Annotated in this window: 14 protein-coding genes and 1 tRNA gene; 6 read left to right on the forward strand and 9 right to left on the reverse strand. The window is 37.4% G+C overall.

Annotation, left to right across the window (positions count from 1 at the left end):
- The first annotated feature begins 223 nt into the window (after nt 1-223).
- Nucleotides 224-295: transfer RNA gene (locus tag FFM71_RS08005), tRNA-Arg, on the forward strand.
- A 650-nt stretch (nt 296-945) separates the two neighbouring features.
- Here the strand turns inward: FFM71_RS08005 and FFM71_RS08010 are convergent.
- Genes FFM71_RS08010 through FFM71_RS08040 form a run of 7 tightly spaced genes read right to left on the reverse strand, consistent with a single transcriptional unit; the run spans nt 946 to nt 7,706 of the window.
- A complete protein-coding gene (locus FFM71_RS08010; protein WP_137611653.1) occupies nt 946-1,737 on the reverse strand; it encodes an alpha/beta fold hydrolase in 792 nt (263 codons plus the stop codon).
- Nucleotides 1,738-1,776: 39 nt separating this feature from the next.
- Nucleotides 1,777-2,421 carry a malonate decarboxylase holo-ACP synthase gene (locus tag FFM71_RS08015; RefSeq protein WP_137611654.1) on the reverse strand — a complete coding sequence of 215 codons (645 nt, stop codon included), beginning with the start codon at nt 2,419-2,421 and terminating at the stop codon, nt 1,777-1,779.
- On the reverse strand, nt 2,409-4,073 hold the full coding sequence (mdcD, locus tag FFM71_RS08020) for a biotin-independent malonate decarboxylase subunit beta (protein WP_137611655.1): 1,665 nt from the start codon (nt 4,071-4,073) through the stop codon (nt 2,409-2,411). The genes FFM71_RS08015 and mdcD overlap by 13 nt, the downstream gene beginning before the upstream one ends.
- On the reverse strand, nt 4,063-4,362 hold the full coding sequence (locus tag FFM71_RS08025) for a malonate decarboxylase subunit delta (protein WP_137611656.1): 300 nt from the start codon (nt 4,360-4,362) through the stop codon (nt 4,063-4,065). Before FFM71_RS08025 ends, mdcD begins: the two co-directional genes overlap by 11 nt.
- Entirely contained in the window at nt 4,363-5,163 is an 801-nt protein-coding gene (locus FFM71_RS08030) for a triphosphoribosyl-dephospho-CoA synthase (RefSeq protein ID WP_137611657.1), read from the reverse strand. It abuts the gene before it with no gap.
- A 1-nt stretch (nt 5,164) separates the two neighbouring features.
- The gene (gene mdcA, locus FFM71_RS08035) at nt 5,165-6,805 is read right to left on the reverse strand and encodes a malonate decarboxylase subunit alpha (RefSeq protein ID WP_137611658.1); all 1,641 of its coding nucleotides are present in this window, start codon (nt 6,803-6,805) and stop codon (nt 5,165-5,167) included.
- On the reverse strand, nt 6,798-7,706 hold the full coding sequence (locus tag FFM71_RS08040) for an ACP S-malonyltransferase (protein WP_137611659.1): 909 nt from the start codon (nt 7,704-7,706) through the stop codon (nt 6,798-6,800). The genes mdcA and FFM71_RS08040 overlap by 8 nt, the downstream gene beginning before the upstream one ends.
- Before the next feature lie 127 nt (nt 7,707-7,833).
- Here FFM71_RS08040 and FFM71_RS08045 point away from each other — a divergent pair, with 127 nt between their 5' ends.
- From FFM71_RS08045 to clpP, 3 genes are all read left to right on the forward strand, one after another.
- Nucleotides 7,834-8,709 carry a LysR family transcriptional regulator gene (locus FFM71_RS08045; protein WP_137611660.1) on the forward strand — a complete coding sequence of 292 codons (876 nt, stop codon included), beginning with the start codon at nt 7,834-7,836 and terminating at the stop codon, nt 8,707-8,709.
- 86 nt (nt 8,710-8,795) lie between these two features.
- Nucleotides 8,796-9,932, forward strand: coding sequence for an acyltransferase (locus FFM71_RS08050; RefSeq protein ID WP_137611661.1), 1,137 nt, complete (start codon nt 8,796-8,798; stop codon nt 9,930-9,932).
- A gap of 155 nt (nt 9,933-10,087) precedes the next feature.
- Nucleotides 10,088-10,675 (forward strand): ATP-dependent Clp endopeptidase proteolytic subunit ClpP, encoded by a 588-nt coding sequence (gene clpP, locus FFM71_RS08055; protein WP_137611662.1) that lies wholly within the window; start codon nt 10,088-10,090, stop codon nt 10,673-10,675.
- An 81-nt stretch (nt 10,676-10,756) separates the two neighbouring features.
- Here clpP and FFM71_RS08060 read toward each other — a convergent pair whose 3' ends face one another.
- The gene (locus FFM71_RS08060) at nt 10,757-11,533 is read right to left on the reverse strand and encodes an ABC transporter permease (RefSeq protein ID WP_137611663.1); all 777 of its coding nucleotides are present in this window, start codon (nt 11,531-11,533) and stop codon (nt 10,757-10,759) included.
- A gap of 18 nt (nt 11,534-11,551) precedes the next feature.
- Nucleotides 11,552-12,487 carry an ATP-binding cassette domain-containing protein gene (locus FFM71_RS08065; protein WP_137611664.1) on the reverse strand — a complete coding sequence of 312 codons (936 nt, stop codon included), beginning with the start codon at nt 12,485-12,487 and terminating at the stop codon, nt 11,552-11,554.
- Between the two features lie 151 nt (nt 12,488-12,638).
- On the opposite strand from FFM71_RS08065, the gene FFM71_RS08070 reads away from it, so the two are divergent.
- Nucleotides 12,639-13,157, forward strand: coding sequence for a MarR family winged helix-turn-helix transcriptional regulator (locus tag FFM71_RS08070; RefSeq protein ID WP_137611665.1), 519 nt, complete (start codon nt 12,639-12,641; stop codon nt 13,155-13,157).
- A gap of 948 nt (nt 13,158-14,105) precedes the next feature.
- A complete protein-coding gene (locus FFM71_RS08075) occupies nt 14,106-15,497 on the forward strand; it encodes a DHA2 family efflux MFS transporter permease subunit (protein WP_137611666.1) in 1,392 nt (463 codons plus the stop codon).
- The last annotated feature ends 266 nt before the right edge of the window (nt 15,498-15,763 follow it).

A 15,763-nucleotide genomic window follows, 5' to 3' on the forward strand; every position in this document is an offset into this window, starting at 1 on the left:
CGTGGGACAACTATCGTCCCTGTATGTCTGTTTACGACCCATGTACTCAAAAAATAAAAGCCCGGATGATTCTTTGTCATCTCTCAAGCACAGTTATAAGTATAAACTCTCTTGTGAAAATATCAAGTGATATGGTTGCAAAAAGTTAAATTAATATTATTTTTTTCATGATTTACTTTTTATATGAGTGTGCGATAGAATAAGATAGTGGTATGAGAGTAAGGCGCTGTTAGTGTAATGGATCGCACGTAGGATTCCGGTTCCTGAAATGCGGGTTCGACTCCCGCATGGCGCATTTGTTTCACAAAGTTTCACTTGTAAGTGTTGATAAATCAGCATTTCCAATTTGATTAGCTTTTAATCAGAATATTATTCATATAAAAGAAGAGAATACTTCGGGTTTTACATCCGAAATATCCCCTTCTTTTTTAGTTTCCCACTGTTATATGTTGTAATTATGAATAATAGAAAGAAGTTATATTAAATAAACCAACAAATCATCCCCGAACCACTGATATGGGTGATTATTCGAAAACTTTTGCCTATACATCTGAAGGTTGAAAGGTAAAAAATTAATATAACCATTGTCATTACAGGTACAGATCCAATTTATTTAAATAATCAGAAATAGTTGTTTTATTGTTCCTGTTATTAAAGAAATAAACTAGTCGGAAGAACTGAGAGTATTCATTTGCAGCGAAAGTGGCGTTATTGCTTTAGCAATTACACTACCGGGCGTGTTGGAGACTCGCGGGTTTTGCGAGGCTTCAACCGAGGTCCGAGACCGCACTTTGGCCCGGGCCGTTCCGCACAGCAATTGAATACTCTCAGCTCTGGAGACGGCATACTTAATTAACCTTTCAACCTTTAGCTATACAGCTGTAATAACGCAATCAGTATTGGCCTTCATTTTAAAATTCCCCCTGTTTTAAAATATCAAAGGGCTTATTGATACCTTCTATTCGACAGGACAAAGTGACGTAATAACTGGTTGAATTGATCAGGAACTTCGGCCATAATATCATGACCAGAATTATCCACCACGGCAGATGTAACATTATCACATGAATCGGACATTACCTTTGCAAAATCAGAATTATAATATGGACTATCTTTTGCAGCCACCAGCATAATTGGATGTCTGCTCTTTTTTAACGCATCTCGCCAATCTTTTGTTACATGATCGTATAGTAATGGCAAATTTAAATTTCTATCAAAAGGATACTGATCCTTAGCATCATTCAAACTTGGTATGATACGTGCATCTATTCCTCGCAAAGTCTCATGGACTTTAGCAGCCGTTGCAGTTGCGACACGATAATTATCTTCATTAATGTCCATGAATCCATAACGCCACCTAGCATCATTTAACATTTTGGTTGTTTGGTCAATCCCCATAATTGCTGCTACATTGTCATATCTTGTTAGATATCCATAACAAATACTTGCACCCATAGAGTGCCCGATCAGCAGTGGTTTGTCCAATTGCAAGAATTCTATCAATTCATGTAAATCAGTAATCAAGCGCATGATATTTAATCCCTGATTAGTTCGTTGCGATGCTCCATGATTACGATGATCATAAGTTATCACTTGATAGCCCATATTCATCAAATATTCGATCTGTAATTTCCATATCTCCTGATAGCCCCCAAATCCAGTAATCAAGACAACGGGATTTCCAGTTCCATAAACGTTATAATCCAATTTAATTTTGTCATCTGTCAAAAATTTCATTATCTACCAAAAAAATCTTGGAAAACTATCCAAGATTTTTTAATCCTTCTCTATTTCCGTCCACGGATCTCGCGAAAGCTTTGGTCCATTAGCAGTTTTAACTAATATCGTTTCACTAGTATTATTCACAAATTCTTCTAATGAAAACCCTTTTTGACCATGAACAACTTGTAAATCTGCGTGAACTCCAAATTGATTCAATCTTTTTAAAAGTAAACTTGCCTCTTCACGTGATAGATGATTCTTTTCATATAAAATCAAATCCAAATCACTACTATTTTTAGCAGTTGCTTGTCGACTAGCCAATTCAAATCCCACACTTCCGCCAATTCCCCACTTATATGCTTTCATAATAGAAACAATTTTAGGCAAAGCATTGATTGCTGGTAACTCTCGACGACTTTTCGAAAGCAAGTCCCATGTATCATATATCAGTGAATATGGAGTAATTATACTTTCAGATACAACATCTTTAGTAAAAATATATCCAGCAAATCTCTGTTCACGTTTAACACCTCTGACACCTACTGGTACTTTGCCATCAATGATATTTCCACGACGAATTATCACTAATGGTACTTTGGTCAAACTATCAACCACCCATTTAGGCTTTTTTTCATCACTGAAGAATTCTTCAGGATAAATTTTAACCAAATTATGTGGTAAAAGCTCTATGCGTTCCATTGTTCAAAGACAGCCTTACGAACTGCATTCGTAGCTTTACGACCACTTTCAACAGCGATAGGTGTTTCATAACGGAAGTGCAAATCTGCTGGTTTGCCAACAGTACTTTGGATAGCTTCGTCAATGATTGAACTGATCTTAGCTACATTCTCATCAGTAGCTTCATATGAACCAATACCCTTAACTAGTTTGTATAGAGCACCAAGTTTTTCATAATTGTCGATATCGTAAGCCATAGCTGGAACATGTTTTGTAGCTTCTTCAAGTTCAGCAATTGTACGTTGTGTAATACGTGCAGCACTGGCTTTTGACATAGCTTGGATAGTGATTGATGTATCATCCAAGGCAATCAATCGATTTGATTGTAGACCATGTGCCAAGAAACCACCTGAAACCGCATCGCCAGGAATGAAAGCAATAACTGGATGTCCAGCTTGACGAGCTTTAGCATATGCAGCAGCACTTGAACCTAAAGCAACGTGGATACCAATTAACTCTTCTTGATAACCATAAGCTTGACTAGGTACATCAACAACCATGATGATGGGACGTTTTACATCCTTATCAACATCATCAGCAACAACTTTGTTGACGATACTTGCAACAGCAAATCCTTCTTCAAGACCTACTTCACCATTACGAACACGTGGGAACTTGTTGTCGGCATCAGGGACAATAGCAACATATTCTTTACCATCTTTTTCAGCATGCAAAACTGTAGATACTGAACTCTTGGCGTTTTTGATACCTGTTAGTTTCTCAAACCACAGACGGCCACGGCTCTTTGTACCTGGTTTATCTCCTTCAACTGCATCGGCAATAACATGCTTCTCAGCTTTAACTTCTGGATAAAGCTTACGATATCCTTCAATATCAAGTTTCTTATTAGGATCAAGTTGGTCTAGTAATGATAGGTAGAAGTCCACATGTTCAGTTCTGTGAGCATCCTTCTTAGCATCAATAGCATCTGAAACTGATTTCTTAATATCCTCAACTGTATCGTCAACAACTTCATCAACAAGTCCAGTTGCTAATCGTTGCTTAGTACCTAAAGTATTCCAAATCAAGTCTTTATCACTTGAATCAAATTCACGAACACCGGCCTCTTGTTCGATAACTTCTGGTCCATTTAGAGCAATTCTAGCTTTCTTAGTAGCAATTAAGTATGAAAGAATTGAAGCAGTAATTGACATACCACCGAATGAACCAACACGTCCAGGAACTAGACCGATAACTGGAACATACTTCTTCAATGCAATAACTGCATTGTGAATTTCTGAAATTGAAAGTAAACCATAGTTAGCTTCTTGTAAACGAACACCACCAGTATCAAGAACAATAACTGGATAGATTGTCTTTCCGGCCTTGTTATCTTCTAAAGCCTTCTCCAATGCAGCAACAATCTTGGCACCACTAACTTCACCAATACCACCACCTTGGAATTTACCTTCAATAGAAATAACTAGCGCATTCTTACCGTTGATAGTACCTCGCATGAGAACGACACCATCGTCACTTTCAGGGACGATACCTTGTGGTTCCAAGTGTGGTGAAATCATATTATCAAGTGGTCCAACTAATTCACGGGCATTATCATCAAGCAATGCCTCAGCACGTTCACGTGCATGTAATTCAACAAAACTATTTCTCATCTTTTAATGCCTCCATTGCTTGAGTTAAACGTAGATTTACAACGCCGGGTGTTGAACCGAAGTCATTGATCTCGATATTTGCTTGGATCGGATATCTTGCAAAGAAACGATCCAAAACATTTTGCCAAACTTCTTTAAAACCATCACTACCAGTAACAATACTTACAACAGTTTCATCAGAATCTGTTGGACGAAAGATTACTTCAAGGTCCCCAGAAGCAACTACACCAATGTGAACTGGGTTCTTAATGGGATTCTTAGTTTCAAATTTATAACGTAATTTTTCCATTTAATTTTCTCCTACATTTGTTAGATTGTCTAAAAAATAACTTGCTGCAAATAAATCCGCACAACCACCCGGTGAAATATTATATTCACTGACGAATTTCTCCAACTCAACGAATTTGGAATTTTCAATAACCGGCGTGTTACTCTCAAATATTTCTCTTGAAATTTTTTGTAATGATTGCAAAACTTTTAAATTACTACGATAAACAATGTTTGTATCGTTAACGTTGCTGTATAACAACATCAAACGACGCATCCATAAATCATCCTCTTCATTCGTGTAACTCAGAATTTCTCTAATATTTGGGAACCCCGTCTGAGCTTCGCCACGTGCTCCTGATAAAGCATACTTTTTCTTTGTTGCCATACCATGAGTCTTCTTAGCGTTTTGTGGAACATATTTATCTGGTAAGTTAGCTAATGACTGCGCCGATAGTAATATTTGTCCTATATCATTTGTCTGCAATGCACTTGTAGCACTTATCAACAAGCTCATTGTCCAGATGGCACCTTTGTGAGTATTAACTCCATTAGTTGCTTGAAACATGTCTGCTTCAGTCTGTCTGCCAATGGCACCGATATCTTCACGTAAACTAATATCAATATCTCGATCAAAACTAGCCTCGGCTGTCTGTTGGAATCCTGATAATAGACTATCAGCTGATTTTAGGAACAAATTCAAATCCATATCATCATGTGAACCATTGGATAATGCGTCTACTAATCCGGGCTTGGGAGTAAAATTTACTTCCCATTTCAGAGCATCAACTGCTGATTGTGCAATAGATGTTTTGGTTTGCATTTTATGACCAACTTCTGAACTTAGCTGGTGGATTGTATAGTCCATCTGACCAACTTACTAAGTCGTCCATTGTTTGTGCAGCGAGAAGTGAACGTTTAGCTTCATTACGATGTACATCAAGATCTTCTGGCAATGCGACGATACCACGTGCACGCAAGTCAGCAAGTTGTTTAGGATTACTTCTCAATCCAACTGGTGTAACTCCGGCAATAGCTTCAATAGCCGCTTGTCTTTCAGCCATGCTATCTGTCTTGTACAAGTATGCGATACCCTCTTCAGTAACGATATGAGTAGTATCTTCTGAATAGATCATGATAGGAACATTAGCTAATTTAGCTTCTTTTCTAACCTCTTCAGCATCCAAGTGATCGACGAAGACTGGCTTTTTGTTTGAGCCAAATGTTTCAACCATTTGTACGACTAGTTTTTGTCCTTTACCTAGTGGATCATTATCAGGACGAAGGCTTTGCCATGCTGGTGTTGAGTGACGACGGCCTGTTGGGTTACTCCCCATGTTAGGAGCACCACCGAATCCAGATAGACGACCATTTGTAACGGTTGAAGAGTTACCATATTTATCAATTTGTAGAGTTGAACCAACGAACATATCAAGTGCATATTGGCCAGCCATTTGACCAAAGGCACGGTTTGATCTCATTGTGCCATCTTTACCAACGAAGAAAATGTCAGGACGATGAGCAATATAATTCTCCATACCAACTTCACCACCGAAACTGTGAATAGTCTTGACCCAACCACTTTCAATTGCAGGAATCAATGTAGGTGTAGGATTAACTTCCCAATTAGGGACAATCTTCCCTTTTAACCCTAATTGTTCACCATATGTAGGTAGCAATAGTTCAATAGCAGCAGTATTGAAACCAACACCATGGTTAACTGTTTGTACATTATGTTTCTCATAAATACCGCGAATTGCCATCATACCCATCAGAATTTGTAATTCAGTAATATTCTGAGGATCACGTGTGAACAATGGTTCTAGTTGATATGGTTGATCGGCTTGAACAACAACATCGACCCAGTCACCAGGGATATCAACGCGTGGAACTTTATCAACAATTTGGTTAGCCTGAACGATAACAATACCATCTTTGAAAGCAGCCGATTCAACGATTACGGGTGTCTCTTCTGTGTTGGCACCAGTGTACAAGTTACCATCATGGTCAACCTTATCAGCAGCAACTAAGACAACGTTAGGAATCAAGTCAACGTATAGACGTGCATACAATTCAAGATATGTATGAATATCACCAACATTCATTGTTCCATCAGCAATCATTTGTGAGATACGAGTACTTTGTGGTCCGGCAAATGAAAAGTCCAACTTGCTAGCAATACCAGTTTCAAAAATATCCAAATGTTCTGGTCTTGAGACAGATGACATAATCATATGTAGGTCATGAATCTTTTGGGGATTAACGGAAGCCAATACCTTTGACAAGAAACTAGCTTGTTTTTGATTATCTCCTTCCAATACAACTTTGTCGCCGGGGGCAATTAAGTCCTCCAACAATTCCTTAGCGTTTTCAGTTTCTACAAACTTACCATCCATCATTGGTGCAACTTTTTCTAACTTAGCGTTTTTTGCATCGCGATGTGTAGTCCAACTTCTTTTAGTCATTTATTTTCCTCCATTTTTTTAATAGAAATTCAGTATCATCAATTCCCATTTCACTCATGGTAATATTTCTCAGATCAGGTAATTTAGTATGAATCAACTTGGTGAATGCATGTCCTGGCATCACTTCAATCGTTGTATCAATACCTAGTTCACTGGCAACATTCATCATCGTGTCCCAATAAACCGGATAAATCAGATTGTTGATCATATCCTTTTTGACTTCATCTACTGTGTGGACGGCATGACCGTTGTAATTAGTTAGATAAGTACAATTGGGACGTTTCAACTCGACTGTCTTGAATGCTTCTTGCAAAGCATCAGCAGCTGATTGCATCAACGGTGAATGTGATGGATTTGGAACTTTCAATATAAGCGTCTTTTGAGCACCATTATCTTTTGCTAAAGCCAAAACTTTCTTGATACCATCCAAAGAACCAGACAATGCTGTCTGCAACTCTGAATTTTGATTTGAAACATAAACATCAGGTGCCATGACCCTTTCAACCAATACCGTAACTTCCTTGCGAGTCAATCCAACAATTGCTCCCATACCATATCCAACTGGATAGGCTTCCTTCATCTTGGTAGCACGAAGAAAGACAATCTTAATTGCATCTTCTTCAGTCAAAACCCCAGCAGCAACAGCGGCACCAAACACTCCCAAAGAATGTCCGGCAACAACATCAGGCCTCTCATCAATACTTTGTAACTGTCTAATGTTATATAGTTGCAAAATCAAAATTCCTAATTGAATCTTTATGGAATCCTTGTAGGCCTCTTCATCATCGGTCAACTCAACCCCAGTCAAATCTTTAACTTTAGTTTTTAAATCCTGTGGTACGTTATCCAACATCCCCGAACTTTGTCCACCTTGTCCTGGGAATATCCATAAAGTACGCATATATTCACCTCCAAATCATCCTTATTTGCTGATCTCACATCACATAGTATAAAAGCGTAATCATAACGTGTATAATACATAAAACGAATGATACATAACCAAATAGTTATGAATAGAGGATATTTGGATGAATTTGACACAACTAAAATGCTTCGCCGTCGTTGCGAATCAAGAAAGCATTACAAAAGCTGCCGAAATACTATATATTTCACAACCCGCTGTTAGTAAAACCATCAAACAATTAGAAGATGAGTTACAGGTTCAATTGTTTGATCGTACTGGACGAACATTGAAATTAAATCGTGCCGGCAGATTATTTTTCAGCTATGTTAATGATAGTTTGAAAGAATTGGATCGCGGTGTTAATGCTGTTGAAGGCGGTGTTGATAATTCTGAACAACCTATTTCAATCTTAATGGAAGTGGCATCCCCCTTTATTCCCAGTATTGTTACCAATATCAAAGATAAATTTCCAAACGTTAGACTAAGCCTGGCACAGCATACGGTCAGAGAAGCTGACTTCAAACAGTTCGACTTCATCGTTACTAGTCATCCACTCAAAAATTTGACAAACGTTCCTGTATTAAAAGAAGAAGTCTTCGTTGGGTGGAATTCCAAATTTGGCTACTCCAAGAAATTTATTAATCCAAAGGAAATTAAATCTGAAAAATTTATCGGTCTGACCAAGAATAATCCATTACGAAATACCATTGACCGTTATTTCAACGAACGAGGGATTTCTTTAAATTACATGTACGAAACTGACGACCCAGCAACTATTCGTGGTCTAATTGAAGCTGGTATTGGATTAAGTTTCATCCCTTCAGTTACTTGGCAGACTATTAATGAACAAGTTCAACTTGCCCGATTGACTCCTGAACCATTGCAGAGAACCATTTTCTTATGCTCACCTTCTAGTAATTTGACCGATATTCAACGAGAGATCAGTAATGAACTAATTAAGTTATTTTTGAGTTTTCAACGTTCAGAATTAAAAATTTGAGTTGCAATTTATTTTGTATGCGGTTATATTAGCTTCAACGAAGTCCTTTTGTTGATCTCACAATCAAACAAAAGGAGAAATTACTAATGAATTCAAGATTAGACAATACAAGGCCCGCTGATATCGGGGACTACATGAAAGTCTTCGCTTGTACTGCCGTTATGATGCAGACTGTTCTTGGTGTCGTTCTAGGCACTAATCCACCCGACAACGCCCAAACATTTATTGGGATTGTTTATAATCTAGTTAAATTTACAGCACCGGCCTTTATTTTTGGTATTTTATACACAACTGCCAGAACTACTGGTGACAACAGCTGGAATAACTATGGCGGATATATGAAGAAACAATGGTCTGCTCTTTTTGTACCTACGATTTGGTGGACACTAGCCTATTTATTAATATTCCCCGACGTTCAACAAGTAAACCAATTTAATGATGTTGGTAGTTTCTTATGGAACTTTGTAAACGGTAATGCCGCACCACACTTGTGGTATAACACCATGATGCTTCAATTTATCATTTTAATGCCATTCTTCTGGGCTCTCGGACATTGGGTCAAGAAAAGCATTACTAATGCTATTTGGGCAATTGCTTTGACGATCGTCGGATATGCAGCATGGCTATACTTTTACGATGTCAACGTATTCCACGGGCCACAGGCTACTAACTGGTACCTATTAGATAGATTATTTGTTAGTTTCGTTATTTATGGAATATTTGGTGTTATCGCTTGGGTATACCGTGAACAATTCGAGACATTTATCAGAAAGGTTTGGATTTTCCTAGTTGTAGCAATCATTGCCGTCTATTATTGGACGAACAGTGAACTATCGGCTTATGGATTCCCTGTTCAATTGACTAACGCTCCTTACTACAAACCATCAATGACTTTGTATGCATTATTAGTTATTAGTTTAGTTGCCGCATTATCAATGTATCACTTGCGCAATAACTCCAAGGCTCTACCTGTGTTCCACTTCTTAGCGGTCTATGCTTACCGCGCATACTTATCAAACGTCTTCTGGTTTCAGATCATCTGGAGAATCTTCGGTCACAATGTGGCACTGAATCATCCAATTGTTGCGATTGTCGTTTGTTACTTGATCACTTGGTGTCTAGCATTCACATCTGCTTACACATTCCACATTATCTGGTCACGTGTAAAGTCAGGATTTGCTTCTAAAGATTCCAAACAAGTCTCTGAACAAGTCAAACAATGATTAAAAAAATGGGATTTGTGCGATAATGAAAAAGTTATCGTACAAATCCTAATTTTTTTTATATTTTGAGGTTTGTTTGTTGACCCACAAATCATATTATGCTAAATTAGCACTGTGCTATTAAGAGTGCTAATTAAAAACAGGAGGCATTTTAAATGTTAGTTCCTACAGTTATTGAACAAAGCTCACGTGGCGAACGTGCCTATGATATTTACTCAAGATTATTAAAAGATAGAATCATCATGTTATCTGGTGAGGTTAACAGCCAAATGGCCAATACGGTCATTGCTGAACTTCTATTCCTAGATGCTCAAGATTCTGACAAAGATATTTCAATGTACATCAACTCACCCGGTGGTTCAGTTACCGACGGTTTAGCCATTGTTGATACAATGAACTTTGTTAAATCTGATGTTCAAACTATTGCTACAGGATTAGCTGCATCAATGGGATCAGTTATCTTATCATCAGGTACAAAGGGCAAACGTTTTGCACTTCCAAACTCAACTGTTCTTATTCACCAACCATTAGGTGGCGCACAAGGTCAACAGACTGAAATTGAAATTGCTGCTCAAGAAATTTTGAAGACAAGAAAGAGATTGAACCACATGTTGGCTGATAACTCTGGTCAATCATTCGAAAAACTTCAAAAAGATACTGATCGTGATAACTACATGACAGCTGAAGAAGCTAAAGATTACGGTTTGATCGATGAAATTATGACAAACAAAGCAGATAAGTAATATCTGTTAAATAGAAAAAGCCGAGATTATTAAAATCTCGACTTTTTTTGTGTTTCCAAATATTAAAGAACATCTGATCCATTAATTATTACGGTTATATGCCCAAACGGTTAAAGGAGCAAATACAGCTACGATCATTATTCCAAAAATTAAGACCAAGAAAGCTTCGTTCGTCCATCTTCCAGTTGTCAAAATCTGTCTAATAGCAGTGATCACATAAGTAATAGGATTCATATACGCAATGATTTGCATGGTCTTTGACAATGTCTTAATCGGAATAAACGCATTTGATAGGAATGACAATGTCATCATCGTTATCATTGAAAAACTTTCAACCGTTGTTGCACTTTTAGCTAACAATCCTAACAAAGCAAAGATCCATGAAATTGCCCAACCGGTAAATATGGCTAGTAATCCACTGACAACAATTCCGCCAAAACCAGCTTCAGGTCTCCAACCCATTACATATCCAGTCGCTAACGAAGTAATCGTTGCAACTGTCAAGCGCAAGATATCAGCAAACAGTTGTCCAGCTAAAGGTGCAATGTGTGCCATAGGTAAAGACTTGAATCGATCGAACACTCCTGAGTCTAAATCTTCCCTGATTTGTGATCCTGAGCCTGATGCCGCTGAAAGCATTGTTTGAATCAATATTCCCGGAACAATTGTTGGTAAATAATTTTTAACATTACCGGCAATTGCCCCACCGAATAAATAGCCAAACATCAACATAAACATAATCGGCTGAATAATGACATCCATAAATCTGTCCGGATTGTGAATCGTCTTGAGTAAATTGCGATATGCCATAGTTGCTGTATTCATAATTAAACTGCCACGATGTGTTTTTATATCCATAATTAAGCCTCTATATTTTTAATTTTTTCCAACTGTCAAATTCATAAAGACATCATCTAACGATGGCTCCTGAACGGTTAAACTATTGATAACAATTTTAGCCTGCTTTAAAGCGATTAATAACGGTGTCAATTGATCGATACTAGCTAAATTAGTACTCAACCGTTGTCCCAAAATCTGAGCAGTTGTGCCTAATTGATCTGCTACCAATTTAACAGCTGCCTTTACTTGCTGAACTTCAGTCACGGAAAAACTCAGATTGATTCCACCGACTTGTTGTTTAAGCTCCAAAGGTGTCCCAATTTTCACTAGTTTACCGTGATCAATTACAGCTACTCTATCAGCTAGTTGATCTGCTTCATCAAGATATTGCGTCGTTAGCACGATTGTAGAACCATGAGATACTAATTTTCGAATCGTTTCCCACATTTGTGTTCTCGTCCTTGGATCCAGACCCGTAGTCGGTTCATCTAAAAAAATCAAGGCTGGACGCGTAATCAAACTAACCGCTAAATCTAACCTGCGTCGCATGCCACCTGAAAAATTTTTAAGTGATTTATCAGCTGAATTAACTAACGAGAATTCAGTCAGCAATTCTTCAGTCCGCTGCTTTGCATTCACTCGAGATAATCCATTTAATCTAGAAAAAATCATTAAATTTTCTCGTGCTGAAATATCCTCATCCACCGAAGCATATTGTCCCGTTAAACCAAACATTGAACGTGCCAGCCGACCTTCTTCAATAGTGTCATGACCAAAAATTTTTACCTGTCCACTATTGGGCTTTAGTAAGGTCGTCATCATTCGTAAAGCTGTTGTTTTACCAGCGCCATTGGGACCTAGGAGTCCAAAAACTTCGCCTTGTTTCACATTAAACGAAATATCATTAACCGCGATTTTATCGCCAAACTTTTTTGTTAAATGACTAACCTCAATTGCATTAGTTACTGTCATTATTGTTGCCTCGATATCTAATTTTTAATCAGGTTACCTGACCAAATTCAATTGTAAGGGTACCTGATTAATATTGCAAGTATTTTATTCATGTCCCCTGACTATCATTTTTCCAAGCAACCAGTATAATATTCTTTGGAGGTAAAACCATATGCCTAATTTACTCAAACAGAAAACTGCTGCTGGAAAACTCATTGAATTCGGTATGGTACGTCATATCGCTGACAATGCAACGCACAAAGATTCTGATAAAAACGAACGAAGATCTATGTTTCAGGGTCAAGGAAAAATCTTACTTGCACTTTCACAATCCGATGGATTATCACAAAAGGAATTAGCGACACGACTTGATTTGACAGCACAATCAACCGCCGAGTTCGTCAATAAACTAGTAAAAAAACAACTCGTTACTAAAGAAAAATCGACTAAAGATCGACGGATGACAATTATTCGTTTAACCGATTTGGGACGTCAAACCGCCACAACTGAGGCTTCAGAAGTACCTGACTTTTTAAAAGTTTTGAATGATGAAGAACTTGACCAATTTAACAATATTTTAACCAAAATAAATACACAACTTTATGAAGAAATCGACAATTCTGATAAACAGAATCTCTTTAGCAAATCGAAACAAATTATTAAAGATGGAATCCGTGATTGGTTCCTTTAAAATATTGCTCAATTTATTCTTACAAATAAAGGCTGAAAGTTTGATGCCGTTTCCAGAGCTGAAAGCATTCATATGCTGCGCGGTACAATCCGAGCCAAAAAGCGGTCTCGAATCTCGGTTGAAGCCTTACCAAAAACCGGTAAGTCTCCAACACGCCCGGTGGTGTAAGAGTAAAGTTCTAACGCCACTTTCGCGGCAAATGAATACTTTCAGCTCTTCCAACTAGGTTTTTTATAATAAGAATGTTCAACTGTAATCTCTTGCCATTTAACTAAATTGGTAAATAAATTGAATTTAGGACTGTAACAGCAATGTTTATATCACCTTTTCAACCTTCAGTTATCCATACAAAAGCACCAGACACTTTTTTTTCCTAGAAGAGTGTCTAGTGTTTTTTTGTACAATTCGGAAGGTTAAAAAATTGAGATTATGTCTTCGATTCTGGTATTAAAACCTTAATCCAGGTAGGAAGAAAAATTAGTTAAGACTTCAAAAAAAGACATTATGAACAATTAAATTACTTCTGAAATCGCTATAATTCAAACAACCAAAGGTTGAAAGAAGAAAAATTAATATAACCATTATTGTTACAGCCATAGACCAGATTTATTCAAATAAGCAGAAGTTTTTATTTTATTTGTTCCTGCCGTGAAAAAATAAACTAGTTGGAAGAGCTGAGAGTATTCATTTGTAGCGAAAGTGGCGTTATTGCTTCAGCAATTACACCACCGGGCGCGTTGAAGACTCGCGGGTTTTGCGAGGCTTCAACCGAGGCTCGAGACCGCTCTCTGGCTCGGGCCGTTCCGCGCAACAATTGAATACTCTCAGCTCTGGAAACGGCATGCTTAACTAAATTTTAAACCTTTAGTTAATCAATGAATTGGACAGGATTTTTATTTTAGGCTATCCTTAAATTGTTATTAGACTAAACAAAAGAAGGGGTATCTTATGAATAAGGGTGAAATCCAAAATAGCCTATCACGCAAGTTATTCATCATAACTTTGTTGTCCGGAACCTTCACAATGTCGATCAGTCAATCTTCACTTTCAACGGCTTATCCAACATTAATGAAATTTTTCGGCGTGACTGCACCAACAATTCAATGGCTAACAACTGGTTTTATGCTGATTATGTCAATCATGATGCCAATCAGTCCTTGGCTTTTAAACAATTTTTCATTTAAAAAGATTTTTCTAAGTGTCGTGGCAATTTTTGCCGTTGGTACTTTTGTAATCATCATCGCACCCAATTTTCCAATCGCAATGTTAGGTCGAGCCTTGGAAGCTATTGGTGTTGGTATCCTATTCCCATCGTTTCAATCTGTTCTAATGTCCATTACACCAGAACAAAAACGCGGTGCCACGATGGGGTATGCCGGTTTAGTTATGGGATCAGCTTTAGCAAGTGGTCCAATTATTTCCGGTATCGTTTTAAACTTTCTTCAATGGCAAGGATTATTCGTCATTTTCTTATTGATCATGATTGTTATTTTTATCAGTGGTCTGTTCAATATTAAAGACGTTATCCCACGTCACAAAGCTAACTTAGATTTAATTTCAACAGTCTACTTACTTGGCGTTATTGGCTTACTTTATGTCGTTAATCAAGCTGGAGCGACGAGGAGTTTTGGCACCAACCTAGTAATCTTGTTAGTAATAAGTATTATTTTAACGTTCTTATTTATTCATCGTCAGCTAACAAAAAAAGAACCACTACTAGATTTGAAAGTTATGAAGAATTTCAATTTCGATTTAGCCGTTTTGTTAACAGGATTCTCGTACATTTCACTGATTGTAGTGACAATTATTTATCCGCTTTATTATCAAAATATTTTGCACACAACCGTCTTAATGTCAGGGCTAGCTCTAGTTCCGCCAGCTATTGTCCTCAGTATTCTTAATCCGTTGACGGGTAGATTAGCCGATCAAATCGGTTTCAAATCAACTTTGCTCATCGGAATGTCTATGATTGTCGTGGGTTGGTTCCTATTATTTATCATCCATACACAATTAAGCATTTGGCCAATGATTGTCATCGCCACACTAATTGAAGGTGGCAATGCCTTTGTTATGATGCCTGCCACAACTTTAGGTGGAAATTCATTATCTGAAGAACTACTTCCCCATGGAACAGCCATCATTACGACCGTCCGTCAACTACTTGGCTCTCTAGGAGTAAGTCTGGCAACATTAATTCTCGTTACGTCTAACCAAAAGCATCACTTACCAGCCAATACTGGTTTAATCGGTTACCAAAAAGTCTTCGCCTTCTTCTTTGGCATGGCAGTTATTGGCTTCATCTTTTCCTTGTTGATTAAGAATAATAAAAAGACTGCTTAAATTTTGTTAGTCAGAATGATTTCTGATAAAATTAAATCTTTAATTATAGGAAAATTATATAAAACAATGGGTTGCATCACACTTAAAGAATCAAATAATTAGGTGTGATACAACTCATTTTTTATATAATTTATCTAAAGGTTGAAAGGTGAAAAATTAATCTAACGATTGCTATTACAGGCCTGAAGCTAATTTATTTAAATACTCAGAAATCTTTATTTTATTGTTCCCCCCATTAAAAAAACTAGTTGGAAGAGCTGAGAGTA

This window comes from Companilactobacillus huachuanensis, assembly GCF_005404815.1.
Lineage (GTDB): Bacteria > Bacillota > Bacilli > Lactobacillales > Lactobacillaceae > Companilactobacillus > Companilactobacillus huachuanensis.